The sequence below is a fragment of the Bacteroides sp. OF03-11BH genome (genome assembly GCF_003604005.1).
Taxonomy (GTDB): Bacteria; Bacteroidota; Bacteroidia; order Bacteroidales; family Bacteroidaceae; genus Bacteroides; species Bacteroides ovatus.
In genome coordinates, this window is record NZ_QTMW01000008.1 from 68375 (window position 1) to 85551 (window position 17177).

At 43.2% G+C, this 17177-nt stretch carries 13 protein-coding genes and 1 pseudogene; 3 read left to right on the plus strand and 11 right to left on the minus strand.

Translation table 11 applies throughout. From position 1 onward, the window contains the following. Nucleotides 1–126 precede the first annotated feature (126 nt). The 4 genes from DXA54_RS08080 to DXA54_RS08095 all read right to left on the minus strand — a co-directional run bounded on the left by DXA54_RS08080 (nucleotide 127) and on the right by DXA54_RS08095 (nucleotide 5334). Nucleotides 127–603 (minus strand): copper resistance protein NlpE N-terminal domain-containing protein, encoded by a 477-nt coding sequence (locus DXA54_RS08080; RefSeq protein WP_004296964.1) that lies wholly within the window; start codon nucleotides 601–603, stop codon nucleotides 127–129. A 57-nt stretch (nucleotides 604–660) separates the two neighbouring features. Next, nucleotides 661–1953: a hemolysin family protein gene (locus tag DXA54_RS08085; RefSeq protein ID WP_004305907.1), complete on the minus strand. Its 1293-nt coding sequence runs from the start codon at nucleotides 1951–1953 to the stop codon at nucleotides 661–663. Between the two features lie 187 nt (nucleotides 1954–2140). Then, nucleotides 2141–2923: a M48 family metallopeptidase gene (locus DXA54_RS08090; RefSeq protein WP_008774941.1), complete on the minus strand. Its 783-nt coding sequence runs from the start codon at nucleotides 2921–2923 to the stop codon at nucleotides 2141–2143. Between the two features lie 32 nt (nucleotides 2924–2955). After that, entirely contained in the window at nucleotides 2956–5334 is a 2379-nt protein-coding gene (locus DXA54_RS08095) for a TonB-dependent receptor (RefSeq protein ID WP_120079183.1), read from the minus strand. A gap of 181 nt (nucleotides 5335–5515) precedes the next feature. Between DXA54_RS08095 and DXA54_RS08100 the strand changes: the two genes are divergently transcribed. Both DXA54_RS08100 and DXA54_RS08105 read left to right on the plus strand, forming a co-directional pair. Beyond that, entirely contained in the window at nucleotides 5516–5950 is a 435-nt protein-coding gene (locus DXA54_RS08100) for a DUF2007 domain-containing protein (RefSeq protein WP_120079185.1), read from the plus strand. A gap of 24 nt (nucleotides 5951–5974) precedes the next feature. Continuing rightward, nucleotides 5975–6793, plus strand: coding sequence for an alpha/beta hydrolase (locus DXA54_RS08105; protein ID WP_074556377.1), 819 nt, complete (start codon nucleotides 5975–5977; stop codon nucleotides 6791–6793). Nucleotides 6794–7295: 502 nt separating this feature from the next. On the opposite strand, the gene DXA54_RS08110 is transcribed toward DXA54_RS08105, so the two are convergent. Next, on the minus strand, nucleotides 7296–8708 hold the full coding sequence (locus DXA54_RS08110; protein WP_120079187.1) for a S41 family peptidase: 1413 nt from the start codon (nucleotides 8706–8708) through the stop codon (nucleotides 7296–7298). Nucleotides 8709–8888: 180 nt separating this feature from the next. Here DXA54_RS08110 and mnmA point away from each other — a divergent pair, with 180 nt between their 5' ends. Then, the gene (gene mnmA, locus DXA54_RS08115) at nucleotides 8889–9956 is read left to right on the plus strand and encodes a tRNA 2-thiouridine(34) synthase MnmA (protein ID WP_004305927.1); all 1068 of its coding nucleotides are present in this window, start codon (nucleotides 8889–8891) and stop codon (nucleotides 9954–9956) included. A 40-nt stretch (nucleotides 9957–9996) separates the two neighbouring features. On the opposite strand, the gene DXA54_RS08120 is transcribed toward mnmA, so the two are convergent. From DXA54_RS08120 to pbpC, 6 genes and pseudogenes are all read right to left on the minus strand, one after another. Then, nucleotides 9997–10656 carry a LuxR C-terminal-related transcriptional regulator gene (locus tag DXA54_RS08120; RefSeq protein WP_004319560.1) on the minus strand — a complete coding sequence of 220 codons (660 nt, stop codon included), beginning with the start codon at nucleotides 10654–10656 and terminating at the stop codon, nucleotides 9997–9999. A gap of 88 nt (nucleotides 10657–10744) precedes the next feature. Continuing rightward, on the minus strand, nucleotides 10745–11335 hold the full coding sequence (locus tag DXA54_RS08125; protein ID WP_004305931.1) for a DUF4251 domain-containing protein: 591 nt from the start codon (nucleotides 11333–11335) through the stop codon (nucleotides 10745–10747). 67 nt (nucleotides 11336–11402) lie between these two features. Then, nucleotides 11403–12829, minus strand: a pseudogene (locus DXA54_RS08130) (Na+/H+ antiporter NhaC family protein). Between the two features lie 156 nt (nucleotides 12830–12985). Then, entirely contained in the window at nucleotides 12986–13420 is a 435-nt protein-coding gene (locus DXA54_RS08135; protein WP_004305936.1) for a hypothetical protein, read from the minus strand. 46 nt (nucleotides 13421–13466) lie between these two features. Beyond that, the gene (locus tag DXA54_RS08140; RefSeq protein ID WP_004305938.1) at nucleotides 13467–14642 is read right to left on the minus strand and encodes an MFS transporter; all 1176 of its coding nucleotides are present in this window, start codon (nucleotides 14640–14642) and stop codon (nucleotides 13467–13469) included. Between the two features lie 26 nt (nucleotides 14643–14668). Continuing rightward, entirely contained in the window at nucleotides 14669–17092 is a 2424-nt protein-coding gene (gene pbpC, locus DXA54_RS08145; RefSeq protein ID WP_117513160.1) for a penicillin-binding protein 1C, read from the minus strand. Between the last annotated feature and the right edge of the window lie 85 nt (nucleotides 17093–17177).

A 17177-nucleotide genomic window follows, 5' to 3' on the forward strand; every position in this document is an offset into this window, starting at 1 on the left:
AAGTATCGGTAGAACTAATAAAGTGAATAATTAGATTAGTATAGATGATAGAGTAAAAAACGAAAAGCTCTGCAAGAACGAAGGTTCCGTGCAGAGCTTTTTTTACTGGTTGGGGTTAGGTTTATTTTATTGTTTTACCTTGATGATGTCATAATTCAGATCGCTGACAGCTTCTTGCAAGCTATCGTTCACCAGACGAAGAGTGGTGTCATTTACAATCACGAAATACATCGGAGCTTCACCATCCTTCGGAGTTAACTTAACAGCAGTCACAGGTTTTTTGTTCACTACCTTGTGTACAGTCTGCTGTTTTCCTTTTGAAGTGAAAGTCTTGTTTTGTCCTTGACCTTCAGCATCGAGGTAAGTCATATCCAGTGTATACGCAGTATCTACACCGTCAGTTGCAGCGTTCAAGGTTAGTACATAGTCAATACCCGGACCGTCGGCAGCAGGAAGAGTACCTTCATAAACTTCAGTCAATTCGGTAATCGGAGTCATAGCAAGAGCTAGACTGTCTGCTTGAGCCTCTGCGGCTTTGTTTGCTTTTGATTGGCATGATGCCAAAGCAGCTACGACTGCTGCTAACATAATTACTTTTTTCATCGTTAAGTGCTTTAAGTTAATATAAATATAGTGAGCTATTGCTCGTTTTTTGCTATCCTATTCCTGCTCTTCGTCCCGTTTGATGACAAGCAGTTTGTCTACTCGTCCGCGGTCCATGTCCACCACTTCGAATTGCAGATTCTTGTAGGTGAAGATGTCTCCCGCTTTCGGGATACGGCCAATCAGGAACATGGCTAATCCCCCCAGAGTGGTGAAGTCTTCCGATTCCAGATCTTCATAGGATAAAATCCCCATTTCCTCCATGAAGTCGTCGATGTTCATTGAAGCTTCCACCAGCATCGAACCATCCTGCCTTGTGACGATTTCTTCTTCTTCCGTTTCATCCTCTTCAAGGATGTCTCCGAAGATACTTTCGGTCAGGTCGTGCAGTGTGATAATGCCTTCTGTGCTGCCATACTCGTTAACAACAACTCCGAACTTGTTTTTGTTCTTCTTAAATAGCTCTAAAACTTTATTTGCATATAAACTTTCCGGAATAAAGAGGGGAGGACGGGCTATTTCGCGTAAGTTAAACAGCTTTTTACTGCCTATCATCAGGATAATATCCTTTACGGAAACCACACCGATAATCTCATCTTTCCGTTCGTCCACCAACAGATATTTGCTATAATGTTCTTCTTCGATTGTCTTCATCACCTTTTCCTGCGTATCATCAGGGTGAAGGATAATGAGATCTCTGCGATGCGTCATCAGTTCGTTAGCCCGTTTGTCGGAGAAGCGGAACACATCACGTATCATTTCCGTTTCCTCTTTGTCAATCACACCCTGTTCCGAACTTTGATGGAGAATCATTTTGATTTCCTCCTGCGTCATGGGGCGTTCTTCGCTTTTCAAACCGATGAGTTTATTCAGTAGCCGGGTAGAGACACTCAGCAACCATACAAAAGGATAAGAAACCTTTGTCAGGAGAATCATGACCGGGCTGAACAAAGTGGCGTATCGCTCGGGATTACTAAGAGCGATAGATTTGGGTACTAGCTCTCCGATAATCAGAGAAAGATAGGTAATGATTGCTACGGTAGTAATCATTGCCAGGTTGCGTGCATAAGCTTCTGCGCCCGGAATGAGGGAAAAGAAAGGAACGAGGTCGTCGGCAATAGCCACACCACCATACGCACCGGATACGATACCGATCAGCGTAATACCGATCTGAATGGTAGATAAGAACTTTTCCGGTTCTTCCAATTGTTTCAAAACTCCACGGGCTGATTTGTTACCTTTTGCGACAAGTGTTTCAAGACGTGCTTTGCTGGATGATACCAGCGCAATTTCATACATGGCAAAAATGCCATTCAGTACAAGTAAGAGAAGTATGATAAGAAATTCCATAAATGGATTAAAATGGTTATAGGGTCGAAATTACAAGAAATCAGGGCACTATGCAAATCTATGTTATAGATTAATGATTTTTTAATAATAGTGTGTCCTTTTTTATCAAAAACAGAGGAGGAGATACTGCGGTTGACAAACCGCAGTATCTCCTCCTCTGTTTTTGATTTAGGAACGATGTCCGTTATTATTTAGCGTAGGTTGCTGCTTTTGCTTTTGCACGTTCGATACGTTTCATGGTATCCGGGTGTGACGAGAACATCTTTTGCAGGTAAGAAGCTTGTGGAGCATCTTTCGACAGTTCGGACAACTTAGTCAGTGAGTTAGCCATTGCATACGGGTCGATACCGTTCTTTACACAGAACTCTACTCCGTAATCATCCGCTTCGCTTTCCTGCTTCTGTGAATATTGTGCGCCTGCCAGAGCTTCAGCCATAGCTCCCAGCTCGGAGTCGGTCAGTTTGGCTACTTTATCGCTGCTGGCACCTGCTGCATTCTTCACGGCTGAACGGAGATAAGCATTCTTCATGGCATCTTTAGAATCTGTGTGAACTACGTGGCCAATCTCATGTCCTACCACTGCCATCACTTCTTCATCCGTCATCACATCCATCAGACCGGCGCAAATACGTACACTACCGTCGCCACAAGCGAAAGCATTTACGTCTACCACTTCATATACACCAAAGTTAAGTTTCAGTCCATCCACTTCTTTGATATGTCCCGTCAATTTCTCCAGACGTTTGCCATATTCAGTATCAGGTTTGGTCAATGGATTATGAGCATCCATCCATACCATATACTCCTTACTCATGTTGGCGATGTCCGCATCAGATAAAGTAACGGCTGATACTACGTCTTTACCGGCTTGTAACGCTTTTCCCAAATTAATCTTCTTGCCGAATTGTGCAGAAGCTGTCATACCCATGCCTAACAATACGAAGGCAATCATAGCGATTTCTCTTTTCATACTCTTTTCTAGTTTACAGTTTTATGCATAAATTAATACTCAAATGTTATTCCTAATGTGGGGAGCAATGTCCCGCTCGATTGTTTGAGGCGTTTCATTTTATAGTGTTGGCTGTCGGCAGGAGCTTCCGGATTTTCGATGATACCGGTGCTCATCAGTACATCTTGCTGTTTCAGTTTGCTTACCGTGATATTTTGCAAATCAAGATAGAATCCCAGCATACAATGTTTCAGATAAAATGTCTTGTCGATACGGAGGTCTACCTGTGCAAAAGCCGGAAGACGTTCTTTATTATATTTAGAATAGTCGTAATATGCTTTACCTTGTGCATCCCAGGCAGATACCAGAGATGACTTTTCTTCATCATAAGGCGTATAAGGAGCACCGCCGATGCAACTGACTTTCATCCCGACACTCCATTGGCGTGGCAGATTGTAGGTTCCCCGTAAGTTGAAGATATACCGGTTGTCCCATGCGGATGCAATGTATTCACTCTCTTTGTCGTTGCGGTATTCGCTTTTAAATAAGGTAAAGGAAGAAGCCAGATTCAGTTTCTTGGCGATCAGCCATTTCACCAAAATCTCCGCACCATACGAACGTCCCTGGGCGGTGGAGGTCAGCAATTCGTTGCCAATCACCCCGTAGTCATTTCCTTTGCAGGTAAGAGGAATGCCATCCACAACGGAGAGCGGAATTTTATCATAATCTTTGTAGAATCCTTCCACGGAAACTTCGAAAGTATCTCCTTTGCGCCAACTGATACCCAAGCTTTCCTGGCTGACTTTCATATAGCGGAGATTGTATTTGTTGACATACGTTCCGTTATTATCCTTAAAACCGAGAGCCGTGTAAGGAGGCAACTGGTAATAAAGTCCTGCATTTCCGCTTAAAAACCAGTGATCGGCAAGTTGATAGGAAAGCGATATGCGCGGTGAAAGCTGGTCGGAGAGTGATTTCATCGCCGATGAATAATTGTTGGCATCCGCTCTCAATCCCAAAGAAGCAGTGAAGCGTTCGTCCATCGAAGAGTAGCTGATAGTGCCGAAAAGTCCCCAGCGCATCATCCCCAAATAAGTATGGTAATCAAACGTTTGTGCCTGATTGATATATGCCTTTTGAAAGGTGGTGTTGGTATATTGGCTGTAATCCAGGTTCAATCCGAGGTTGACCTTCCAGTTGCGGAAAGAAGAATTGTTTTCGAAACGGAATTTTGTCTCTTGTTCGGTAGAACGGAGGCGGAGCATCAGATTCTCCGGAATACTTTCATCATTCTGACGGTATTTGGTGTTGCGGTTGTTCAGATAGCTGTGACTGACTACCACTGACTGCACATGTGCGCCTGCATAATGACGATAAACGGCTCCCAATGTAAATGTCTCCTGCTTGATTTTCGGCAGGTAACTAAGAATATATTCGTTGTCTTCGCTATCCGCTTTCGTGTTCAATCGCATATTGTCGATTCCTCCGAGTCCCAGCACTGTCAACTCGTTCTGTTCGTTAAACCGGGTTTTCAATTTGAACTGCGCATCGGTGAAAGTCGGCAGGAAAGGGAGGTCGAGCATATCAAACAGGAATTGCAGATAAGATTGACGTATAGATACCAGATAAGAGGTCTTTTTCCCGATATGCCCGTTGGAGGCGAGCGAGACTTCGGATGCTCCGAGGGTAGCCTTTACAGAGTTGTGCTCCATATCTCCGTCGCGCAACTTGAAATCAAGAACGGAACTAAGTGCGTTTCCTCTATCAGTGGGGAAAGCACCGGTGTAGAAATTGACTTCACGTATCAGGTCGGCATTGAGGATTCCCACCGGACCACCGGAGGCTCCTTGCGTACTGAAGTGATTGATATTGGGAATCTCCACTCCATCCAAGTAGAAACGGTTTTCAGAAGGAGAACCACCGCGCACAATCAAGTCGTTGCGGTATCCAATCGGTGAGAAGGCAACTCCCGGATAAGACTGAACAATACGTGAAATGTCCCGATTGGCTCCCGGACTTTTTTCTATTTCCTGCAATCCGATAATGCGCAGGCTGACGGGGCTTTCCAAATCACGTCGGAAAGGAGAAGCGGTGACGGTTACTCCTGCGAGTTCGGTCAGGTTCTCTTCCATCTCTATTGAGATGTTCAAATCTTTGGTAGATACAATATATTCGGGAGTGGTGACACTTTTGTAGCCGATGGCAGTTGCTTGCAGGCGGTAGATGCCGGGAGGCACTTGTTCGATGGTGAAATGGCCTTCTGCATTGGTGACGCCACCTTTGTTCAGTCCGAGAACCATTACGTTAATGAACTCTAATGGCTGACGGCTGTTTTTCTCAATAACCGTTCCCCTGATTTGATGTACAGGTTGTGCCTGTAGCAGGGAAAGTAGAAGGTTTGAAAATAGTAGCAGAGTCAACAGTCTTTTCATGTGATTGCGAATTATTGCTGCGAAAGTACGAAAAAAGTATTAAAGAATGATACCTTCCGTGAATAAAAACAGAATCACTTCCTGTTTGGTTCGTTTTACCTACTGATAAAGTTAGCCGGATTTTGTTTCACATTTCATTTTTATATCTTATTTTTGTGGGACATATTAAAACAGATTCCTTATGAAGACTGTAAAATTGATAACTTGTAATGATGCGATGAAGGCACATATCCTTCAGGGAGCGTTGGAGAATGAAGGCATTGAGTCTATTCTGCACAATGAGAATTTCTCTACTTTGTATAAGAGTTGTGTGAGCAATATAGCAGGAGTGGATATATTGGTGGCGGATGAGGACTATGAAAATGCTGTCCAAGTGTTGAGGGATAACGATAGTTGGCCGGAAGAGTTGACGCTTTGTCCGTATTGCGGTTCATCGGACATTCAGTTGGTTCTAAGAAAAGGAAAGCGGTGGCGCGCTTTGGGTGCCGCTATCATTTCTGCATTGATGGTCACTCCTCCGGGAGACAACCACTGGAATTATATTTGTAAGCAATGTCATAAAACCTTTGAAATGCCGGTTTCTAAATTTGATCCTTCCGCAGTAGCAGAGGAATAACTATATCTAACTATATAACACACAATGAAAAAGAAAAAACTTCTATTAATTGCTCTTCTTTTAGTATGGGTGGCTCCTTCGTTTGCTGCCAAAGTAGATACTTTATTAATTAAAAGTCCTTCCATGAATAAGGATGTGCAAGTGGTGGTGGTAACGCCGGATGCTGCGCTGGGGAAGAAAGCAGTAGTTTGTCCCGCCATTTATTTGTTGCACGGTTACGGTGGAAATGCTAAAACATGGATTGGAATTAAACCGAATCTTCCTCAAATTGCGGACGAAAAAGGAATTATATTCGTTTGTCCGGACGGAAAGAATAGCTGGTACTGGGATAGTCCGCTCAATCCGTCTTATCGTTATGAAACTTTTATTTCATCGGAACTGGTGAAGTATATCGACGAACATTACAAGACGATTGCCGACAGAAAAGGACGTGCCATCACCGGATTAAGTATGGGTGGACACGGAGCGATGTGGAATGCAATCCGTCATAAAGATACATTTGGTGCCAGTGGAAGTACAAGCGGAGGGATGGATATTCGCCCGTTCCCGAAAAACTGGGACATGTCCAAGCAGTTGGGAGAATATGAATCTAACAAGGAAGTATGGGATAATCATACCGTTATCAATCAGATTGATAAGATAGAGAATGGCGATTTGGCTATCATTGTCGATTGTGGAGAAGGAGATTTCTTTTTGAATGTGAACAAGGATTTGCATAACCGCCTGTTAGAAAAAAAGATCGATCATGATTTTATTACCCGTCCGGGAGGACATACAGGGCAGTATTGGAATAACTCCATTGATTATCAGATTCTGTTCTTTGATAAGTTTTTCAAGAAATAAAACCGGGAATACTTGACTTTGGCTTTTCAATGTTGTATCTTTGGTACAGAATCATAAAATAGATTGAGGTTAAACTACGATAGAAGGAGGGAGCGGAAGCTTTCTCCTTTTTTGTTGTATGCTGCGGTGACGGAGAATCTCACCCCGGCTTGTAGCGGTTGTAAGCCCGGGTCTAAAGACTCTTTAGCTGCTGGGGGACGGTAAATCAGGTGTTTTATCAGGGTAAATCATACGCTCTGTTAAGTGTAAACCGATGCTTTGTTAGATGTAAACCGACGCTTTGTTTAGTAGAATCAGACGGTCTGTTTTGAAAAGGTGGAATAATGGGATTCTTTTGTTAATGATGCGTAAATCTGCTATTGACAAAAGGAACGAAACAATCCGATTATAGGAGAATCATTTCGTTCCTTTATATAAGTATCTATACTGAATTTATATCACAGGATTTTCTGATCGTGTATTTACCAACAATCCATTACCCCAATGGCAATTCCTTATTGTTTTACTTGATTCTTAATCCGTTTCCTCCTGTGAATACCCGGCTTGAAGGACTATTTACACTTTTCTCTATCTTTAAACGTTGTGCATTTTGAGTTGTTTCCGTATCATCTTTAGGGGGATAAGTACCATTCAAAAAACCGAGTGCCACGCTTAATAGTGTTTCGTTTGGATCGCCAAAAGGTAAGAAATTCAAATAATCGGTTGAAGCGTTAACGGAGTAAGTTGCTTTAAATCCCGAATAAGTGGTATGCTCTGAATTGTATATTGTACATACGACGGGATTGATAGACCATAGAAACTCTTCATTGACGAATTGTTCTGTAGCTACATTTTGTCCTTTAGTTGAACTACCGATAGCAACCAGTTGCTTAACTTTTTCGTTCAAACAATGCATTAACATTTCTGGTGCTCCTGCAGTTTCGCCACTGATGAGTACAATAAGAGTGCTTAAATCAAGATTCTTACCGGAGGGAGCTAATAGTTCGGAGTCAAATGTCAAGGTTGCATCCTTGACCGTATTCTTGTTGTTGTATTCAAGAAACGCCATCGTCTCTCCCAGATAAAAAGACGGTACAAGAATTGCACTTAATAACTGTACACAGTCAATGCTTCCTCCTTTATTATAACGTAGGTCAAGTATCACTTTATGGATATTCTTTTGAGCAAGTTCCTCCGACCAGGCACGTAGTTCATTGTTGTATTTTTCCGTATCATCTTTGGTGCCTGCTATAAAGCTATTATACATTAAATATCCTACTTCACCATCTTTATACGGGAGTATTGTCTTGTAATGTACCGGATTGTCTACTAATGATACAGCTGCACCGATCTTTACCGGATCACCTACTGGCACTACCCGATAGATATCATCTTCTTCCTCTTCTGCAGGAGGGTCTTCCGGTTCTATCTTCTGATATACTCCAAGAGTAACTTCTAATGGCTCTGTACCTTGCAGTAATTTTGTTTCATATTTCTTACTGATATATGAAGTGTCTACTTTCACAATCCATTTACCACGTTCCAAGCCTGCTTGAGCCGCCGGTGAACCTGGAATAACATAAGTAATCAGTGCATTATAGGCAGTATCAATATCCGGATTCCGGACCAGCGAGTAATCAAATCCATAACTAGGCAATGGAGTTTCCATCACAGAATCTACAAACGAGTAACTGTCGCTTTTCGATTTCACTTTAGACAAGAACGAGGCAGGTTCCAAAAACAGATTCACATCATCGTAGGAAGGTAGATCTTGATACCACAGATAGTTCTGTTGCATGATGTCGTACATCCATGTATCCAGTGCAGTTTGATGGGCATACTCCGGCCAGCGGTCGACGCCACAGGAGAAGAAACCACTGATAGATACGAGGATCAGGGCAGGTATGAGGATTATCTTTCTTAATTTCGTCATCATAAAAAGCTTTTTACTGTGCAAATGTAGGAAATACTTTGCTTATCTACCACATTTATGGTATAAAAATGCCTTCAATATGTGATTGGCTGTTAGAGATTCTTGCCTTATCTTTGTAGCATAGAATTTTTTAATAGGTATTAGCTTACATATAGAACGTTATTAATAGACGAATCATTATTCATGGATATAGCTGCATTATTATCAGGAGGTGTCGACAGTTCGGTTGTTGTACATCTCCTTTGTGAGCAAGGATATAAGCCCACTCTTTTTTATATTAAGATAGGCATGGACGGAGCGGAATATATGGACTGTTCGGCAGAGGAAGATATTGAATTATCTACTGCTACGGCACGTAAGTACGGTCTGTCTTTGGAGGTAGTGGATTTGCATCAGGAGTATTGGGAGAATGTAGCGGCCTATGCCATTGATAAAATCCGGCAGGGACTGACGCCTAATCCGGATGTGATGTGTAATAAGCTTATCAAATTCGGTTGCTTTGAACAGCGTGTTGGGAAAGACTTCGACTTTACGGCAACCGGTCATTATGCCACCACCTTGCAACGCAACGGTAAAACTTGGTTGGGCACAGCGAAAGACCCTGTGAAAGACCAGACGGACTTTCTCGCACAGATTGATTACCTGCAAGTTTCCAAACTCATGTTTCCCATTGGAGGTTTGATGAAACAAGAAGTACGTGAGATTGCCAATAAAGCCGGATTGCCGAGTGCCAGAAGGAAAGATAGTCAGGGTATCTGTTTTCTTGGGAAGATAAACTACAATGATTTTGTTCGTCGTTTTTTAGGAGAAAAGGAAGGGGCGATTATTGAATTGGAAACCGGAAAGAAATTGGGTACACATCGCGGTTATTGGTTTCATACAATCGGCCAGCGCAAAGGGCTTGGATTGAGTGGTGGACCCTGGTTCGTAGTCAAGAAGGATATTGAAGAAAATACAATTTATGTGTCCCGCGGTTACGGTGTGGAAACACAGTACGGCAATGAATTCCGGATGCATGATTTCCATTTCATTACTGATAATCCCTGGAAAGGACAGGAGAAGGAGATAGACATCACTTTCAAGATTCGTCACACTCCCGACTTTACCAAAGGAAAACTGATACAGGAAGGGGAGAAGCAATTCCACATTTTGTCCTCTGAAAAGCTGCAAGGCATTGCTCCGGGACAGTTTGGGGTGATTTATGATGAAGAGGCGAAAGTTTGTGTGGGAAGCGGAGAAATCATCTGTTAAATAGTTCCCTTAGAGGGGTAGAGGTTAGTGAATAGCGGTGTCAGATATAGTATTCGGCTAAATCCACAATCCCTGCCCTCATCGCATATTTAGTAGCCTCGTGCACATTATTCACCCCCAATTTGCGAAAGATATTCTTACGATGGCTGTTGATCGTATGGAAACTAAGATTTTTCTCTGCTGCAATCTCTTTCGTTGTTTTCCCTAATGCAATTTCTTTTAGGATATTCTTTTCTGTCTGTGTCAGCAAATGGTCGTCCATGCTTGACGCTGCCAGCGGAGAAGAAGTTCCCGAAAGCAGCAGATTGCTGACATGATTGCAAATATACCTTTGTTTGCGGGTGGCGCATTGAATGGCAGTCATGATTTCTTCTTTTGAGTTATCTTTCATCACTACCCCGAAAGCCATGCTGCTGAATAATACTTGGCGGAGAAAGTTCAGGCTTAGTTCGTCAGAGAATAGAATCCAGTCGGCTTCCTTGAATCTTTCCTGTAGGACAATCAATTCATCTGCCCCCGCAAAATTGAACAAGGTGTAATCCAGGATAATCACTGCTTGCGGATACAATCGTAGCTGCTGAATCAGTTCAGCCTTGTTGTCAGCTTCTAAAAGGAGGGATACCTCCTTTTGTTTACTCAACAGGAACATCATTCCTGCCTTACTGATATCCTGATTGTCTGCAATGATAAATTCTCTCATAAGCCATACTGAATAAAAAAACTCCGCTACAAATGTACGCATTTTGCGCGATTTGTAGCGGAGTTATGATAAGATTCTTGTATCCGGATTACCAGGAACGTCCCTTGAAGATATTTGACTGGTCAAGCGGAACGATATTTCCGTTCAATGTCAGGTTGTTGTTGCTGAAGTTCGGGCTGATACTAACCGAAGCTGTATTGTTTCCACTGCTCATATTAATAAATACTTGAGCGGAGATGCCGATACCCTGAACACTGAATGAACAGTTCACATTTCCTTTTTTGTCGATATTCATCTTCATATCCGAAGAATTACCATCTACTGTAACACCACCGATTCCGTTAGGACCTGGGTAAGGAGTGTTGAAAGCAGTCTGTACGGTAGCTCTGTTGCCGTTCATCAGGACGAAGTTGGTATTTGAAGTAACAAAAGCACTCATACCGTTGCGGAAGACAACCTGATTAGCTTCCAATACAAATTGCTTGTTTTTCAAAGCCTGTACAGCTTGTTGATAGGCTGCCATGTCCTGCACCTCTTCTTCGGCACGGAGTTTCGCTCTCTCTGCATCTCTTTGAGCTTTTCTTTCTGCGCGGCGTGCTGCTGCGTTACTTTCTTGTGCATACATCATTGTACTTGCACTCACTAATACTAATGCTACTAATGCAATAAACTTTTTCATAACTTTTTTTTGTTTAGGTTTAATACGTTGTTCGTTTATTGCAAAAACAAAGAGCATGCCAGATTGTTCACGAACGTCTTGCAATTTTATATCCGATGGCTGCCACGGTGATACTCATTAAAGGACTGATAATGTTGAAAAACAATAAGGGAGATACACAAGTGTGGGTACACTCAAGATAGTGGCTTGAGTCATTCCACAGCTGTTCCACGGGATCAATACGGATGTAACGGTTACTGCATCTTCCGTGGTACGGCTTAGTAAGCAACTTTCATACCCTTTCTTGGCATAAATATCGCGAAACATATTTCCCGTCAGAATAATACTGATATATTGATCGGCAGTGGTCAGATTAAGAAACAGACCGGAACAAACCGTCGCACTGACCACGCTGACTGTTTTCTTCATAAAGCGCACAAAGATGGAAGTGATACTTCCCACCATGCCGCTTGCTGTCATTGCTCCGCTGAAACACATGGCACATAGTATCAACCAAATCGTATTCATCATTCCTGACATGCCACGTGTGGCAATTAAATCTGTCAGAACGGCATTATCCGTGTGTAAATTTGTCTCTCCGTAGATAGTCATCATTAGTCCTTTAAACAGTGAATCGAATCCGGAAGCGGCAATTCCTGAAATTTCTTCCAACAAATCCGGCTGAAAGATCAAAGCAAAAACAGCAGCCAGCAGGGTAGACAGGAACAGCGTAACGATAGACGGCACTTTCTTCGCTATCAATATCCCGGTTGCTACGGGAACTATCAGCAGCCACGGAGTGATATGAAACTTTTCATTCAGAGCTGTTGCCACTTCTGCGATGTGTTGTGTATTGTTGGCATCATGAGAGAATCCTGCTACAGTGAAAATAATTAGCGTAATGACAAGAGATGGAACCGTAGTAATCATCATGTAACGGATGTGACGAAACAGGGGAGTATCTGTGATGGAAGAAGCCAGGATGGTGGTTTCGGATAAAGGAGATATTTTATCTCCGAAGTATGCCCCCGAAATAATGGCTCCGGCAATCCAGCCGTCTTCGAAACCTTGTGCTTTTCCGATACCCATCAGGGCGATACCGATGGTAGCAATGGTAGTCCACGAACTTCCGGTCATAACAGAAATCAATGCGCAGATGATGCAGGTAGATGCCAGGAAGAAACTGGGATGGATAATTTGCATCCCATAATAGATTAGCGTAGGCACTACTCCACTAATCATCCAAATCCCACTCAATGCACCGATAATTAATAGAATAATAATGGCTGTTGCCACTCCGGCAATATTGTTGGTTATGGCAAGCTCGTAATCTTTCCAGGGAATTTTATAAAACACCATACCGATAAGGATACAAATAGCTGTAGTGGTGAGTAGTGACACTTGGCTTCCGCCGCTTAGGGCATCACTGCCAAATGTGCGGATAGTGGCAAACAATAATAACACCAGTACAATGATCGGCATCAATGATACAAAGGGAGAGGGGGCTTTCTTCATGTTGATTCTTATAACCTTTTATTTGTTTTTCGGCTACTGTTTTGTTTATAGCCGCGCAAAGATACAACAAAAAAGAATGAAATCTTTTGCTTCAAAACGTCAGGCAATAAAAATTATTATAAGTTTGTATTTGATTGGAATATGTATAAGACCGGCTTAATTAGCGAAAGTCTTACGCCTTATCCACCAGTAACGGATGAAAAGTACCCCTGTCAGGATGAGGGCAATGGATAATCCGGTATAGAAAACAGAAATGAACGTTTCGGGCAGAAGATGGAAGCTACGTATAGTAATTCCCAGAGAAATCATGAAGATCATTGTAATCCAGCTTTTCACATCGAAAAAGGAGAACGGGCAATTTTTGTGTTCTTTCTTTTGTTCGATTCGTTGGGTATGTTTATAATAAAGTCTTCTGAACACCAGAACGAAGAATAACAAGAAAACGACGGTGGCTTCTCCTATTTTGAACATCCAATCTTGGGAGGTGTTTAACCAGGTTACAATTCCTATTCGCAGAATATTCGCACCGGCTATAATCCAGACGGTGCCGGCTGTGATAAGTAAGATTTGTCTGTTAACTCCGTATTTCATTGGCTTTTTTATTGTAATAAACGGTTTGACCGTCTGTTTTGTTGACTCACTTCTTGTAGAAAGTCGTAATTAATAAAGAAATTCCGGTTAAAACGACTCCGGTACCGATAACTCCGTGCCAACCATACAGTTGCCAAAAGCTGCCCGCCAGAAATGTTCCCATTGAACCGCCAATAAAGTAAGTAGTCATGAAAACTGTATTGATACGGTTCGAAGCGCGCGGGTCTAGTTCGAAGATACTTGTTTGGTTGCTAAGTTGGATGCATTGCATCCCTATGTCAATGATGATGATTCCGGCAATGATACCAATAAAAGTGTTTTCACCGATGAAGAACAGTAACCAGGCAAAGAGAATCAATCCGCAACCGATAAAGTTAAAGCGGCGTACACCTACTTGCTTTACGTATCTTCCTACGAAAGAAGCGGTCAATGCTCCGGCCACTCCGCAAAGTCCCAGCATACCGATTACGTCGCTGTTGGCGAAGAACGGGGCTTGTCCCATTTTAAAAGCCAGACAGGACCACATGGCGAGGAGGGAACCGAAATTCAGTGCCGCCCGGATCGAATAAATGCGCAGTTGCGGGTATTCTTTCACTAAGGCTAACAGAGATTTCATCAGGCCGCTATACTTTCCCTGAAAGTTGGTCTGAATGTCAGGAAGGACTTTTAATACAACGATTGCGCAGATAAACATCATGCCTGCAGCGATGTGATACATTTCCCGCCAGCCAATCAGTTCACCGATAAATCCGCTGACGACACGTGAAGCCAGAATGCCGGTCAATAGTCCTGATAAGACAATCCCTACATTCCTGCCTTTATTTTCCGGACGGGAGAACTGGGCGGCTATCGGAATGAATATTTGTGGAATCATCGAACAAACTCCCGTGAGGAATGAAGCGATAAGTATCAAATGAAAATTGTGCGTCAGGGCGATAGTCAATAGGGAGAATATCAGAACGGTGAAGTTGACCAGGATGATTTTCTTACGCTGATATAAATCTCCCAGAGGGGTGATAAACAACAATCCTGCCGCATAGCCTATTTGCGTGACCATGGCAATCAGGTTAGTTCTGAACTCTGATATGCCAAGTTCATGGCGTATCATATTTAATAGGGGTTGAATATAATAGATGTTGGCTACCGAGACACCGGCCACAATAGCAAGTGTCCAGAGGATAGATGCCGGTAGTCCCCCGTTTTCTTTTAATGGCTGTTTCATGCGGCAAAGATAATAAAATAAGATGTTTATTCGATGAAGAAAGTGGTGGAAACTGTGTTGCCTTCTCCGTCTACTGCCGTCAGGGAATGTTTGCCGGGAGCAGGTTGCAGGGAAATTTTGTGGAAATCCTGTGTCTGTGTCTGATAGGTGTCGTCGAGATGCCAGAAGATAGTGGCATTGGGATTGCTGTGTGCCAGTTCCACCGTGATAAAGCCTTTGCTGCCATCCAGTTGCTTGGGCAGCTTGATGTGGGCGTTCATCGGAGGATAGATGAACTGCATGGGTTGGAAAGAATCTTCTCCGCAGCCGGCTTTGAAAGGTGGCAGCGGTTTATATTCCGGATGGTGTTGTTTATAGTACCATTCCCATACGGGCGGCAGGGCAAACCATGATTTCTGAATGGTAGGTTCCGTATTTGCACAGTTTTCATAGATGCGGTGGCTTTCGTCGGCGGATAGTGTGACGAGATGATGGTAAGGACAAGCCTCCGTCCGTAATCCGACGGGAAGGATCAGTACAGTGTCGGTTTCTTCACAGAAACGTCCTTTCAGATGACCGGATTGACGGCATATTTCTGCATCAACGAAAATTCCTGTGGGACGTTCGAACCAGGGTGAAGATGGGAGATAATTGAATATATCGAATAATACGGGACCGGCTGTCTGTGCACCGACCAATCCGGGTTTTCCTTCTCCGGTTGCATTTCCTACCCATACGCCTACTGCATAACGGGGAGTCACGCCAACGGCCCAGGCGTCACGGAATCCGTAACTCGTTCCGGTCTTCCATGCGATAGTCTGCATCGAGGGGATTGATTTCCAGTCAATTTCTTCAGGGCGGTTGACTTCTGTTAAGGCGGAAAGGGTGAGCCAGGCCGCTCCTGCCGAAATGACTCCTTCTGAAATAACTCCTTCTGATATATCCTTTCTCGAAGTTGTTTTTCTTGAAATGATCTTTCCTGAAGTAACTTTTCTTGAACCATCTCTTTCCGAAACAGTCTTTTCTTCTGTTCCCAGTAGTATCTGCACTTCCTTTTCTTGGGGAAGGTCGTTGGAATGACTGTTGGAGAGGCTTCGTCCCATTTGTGCATAAGCATTCGTCACATCCCATAAAGTAGCTTCGGCACCTCCTAAAATGAGTGATAATCCATAATGGGAGGCTGATCGGTTGATAGTCTTGAACCCCATTTGTTGCAGCATGTGATGAAATTTGGGTACTCCATATCTTTGTAACATGGTGACAGCCGGGATATTCAATGAGCGGGCAAGAGCTTCGGAAGCGGGGACGGCTCCTTCAAACTGCAGGCTGAAGTTTTGTGGAGTAAAGCCATTGATATTAACGGGTACGTCCGGTAACAGCATTTGCGGTAATAGACTTCCCTCCTGTAGCATGGCACCATAGAGAAAGGGTTTTAAAATACTGCCTGTACTTCTGGGAGCTTGAATCACGTCTACTTGATTCCCCCCTTGCTTACGGTCGAAATGTACATTTCCGCAGTATGCTACCACTTGATTGGTGGGAATGTCTATAATTAGGATAGCCAGGTTACGGATATCACTTCGATTAAATTCATTGCTCCACCGTTCCGCCAAACTCTCTATATGGGTTTGTATTCCTTTATCGATGGTTGAGCGGGTATATAATCCGTTTCTTTCTTGATAAAAGCGGGTAACCAGGTGGGGGGCTATTTGAGGAAGAGGATGTGGTTCGTCGGGTAACGGTTCGCTGATAGCCAATTCATAGGTGGACGCATCAATAATCTCTTCTTCAAAAAGTTGTTTTAATAAACGGTTGCGTTTGGAAAGTAGTGTTTTTCGTCCTTTGGATAGATGAATCATGGCGGGGGCATTGGGCAGGACGGCCAGCATGGCTGATTCCGCCCATGATAAATCTTCGGCAGAATGACCGAAGTAGCGCCAGGCAGCAGCATCCAGTCCTACTACATTTCCTCCGAATGGTGCATGAGAGACATACATGGATAAGATTTCCTCTTTGGAAGTCCGAAACTCCAAACGGGTAGCCCAGATCATTTCGATGACTTTCTCTCCGATAGTTCTGGGTTTGTTCCGGGCGAGACGGATGGTCTGCATGGTAAGGGTACTGCCTCCGCTTACAACACGTTTATTCTTTAAATTCTGGTAGAGTGCTCTTCCGGTAGATAGCGGATTAACTCCCCAATGGTGGTAAAAGTGTTTATCTTCAAAGGTAATAAGGCATTGCTTGATTTTTTCAGGTGTTGTCTTTCGGGGAGGAAACCGCCATTGACCATCCGAAGCGATACGTGCTCCCAGTAATTCTTCGTTTCGATCAGTCACAACGGTGGAGTAGGGTACATGAAACAGTTGCCGGGGAAGGCAAAAGATGTATCCTATCATCAAAAGAGCAATGCTTATTGTCATTACTTTCTTAGTAACAGATAATCGTTTGAAGAATTTATATATAGGATTCATTTAAATGTTAAGAGCTAAGAGACACATATCTTTGTGACAAATAATTAGGCACGGATTACACGGATTACGCATTTTTGGTTAACGA

Excerpts from the sequence above, each read along its gene's own strand:
- DXA54_RS08080 (WP_004296964.1), bottom strand. The coding sequence starts at position 603 with ATGAAAAAAGTAATTATGTTAGCAGCAGTCGTAGCTGCTTTGGCATCA.
- DXA54_RS08085 (WP_004305907.1), bottom strand. The coding sequence starts at position 1,953 with ATGGAATTTCTTATCATACTTCTCTTACTTGTACTGAATGGCATTTTT.
- DXA54_RS08090 (WP_008774941.1), bottom strand. The coding sequence starts at position 2,923 with ATGAAAAGAGAAATCGCTATGATTGCCTTCGTATTGTTAGGCATGGGT.
- DXA54_RS08095 (WP_120079183.1), bottom strand. The coding sequence starts at position 5,334 with ATGAAAAGACTGTTGACTCTGCTACTATTTTCAAACCTTCTACTTTCC.
- DXA54_RS08100 (WP_120079185.1), top strand. The coding sequence starts at position 5,516 with ATGAAGACTGTAAAATTGATAACTTGTAATGATGCGATGAAGGCACAT.
- DXA54_RS08105 (WP_074556377.1), top strand. The coding sequence starts at position 5,975 with ATGAAAAAGAAAAAACTTCTATTAATTGCTCTTCTTTTAGTATGGGTG.
- DXA54_RS08110 (WP_120079187.1), bottom strand. The coding sequence starts at position 8,708 with ATGATGACGAAATTAAGAAAGATAATCCTCATACCTGCCCTGATCCTC.
- mnmA (WP_004305927.1), top strand. The coding sequence starts at position 8,889 with ATGGATATAGCTGCATTATTATCAGGAGGTGTCGACAGTTCGGTTGTT.
- DXA54_RS08120 (WP_004319560.1), bottom strand. The coding sequence starts at position 10,656 with ATGAGAGAATTTATCATTGCAGACAATCAGGATATCAGTAAGGCAGGA.
- DXA54_RS08125 (WP_004305931.1), bottom strand. The coding sequence starts at position 11,335 with ATGAAAAAGTTTATTGCATTAGTAGCATTAGTATTAGTGAGTGCAAGT.
- DXA54_RS08135 (WP_004305936.1), bottom strand. The coding sequence starts at position 13,420 with ATGAAATACGGAGTTAACAGACAAATCTTACTTATCACAGCCGGCACC.
- DXA54_RS08140 (WP_004305938.1), bottom strand. The coding sequence starts at position 14,642 with ATGAAACAGCCATTAAAAGAAAACGGGGGACTACCGGCATCTATCCTC.
- pbpC (WP_117513160.1), bottom strand. The coding sequence starts at position 17,092 with ATGAATCCTATATATAAATTCTTCAAACGATTATCTGTTACTAAGAAA.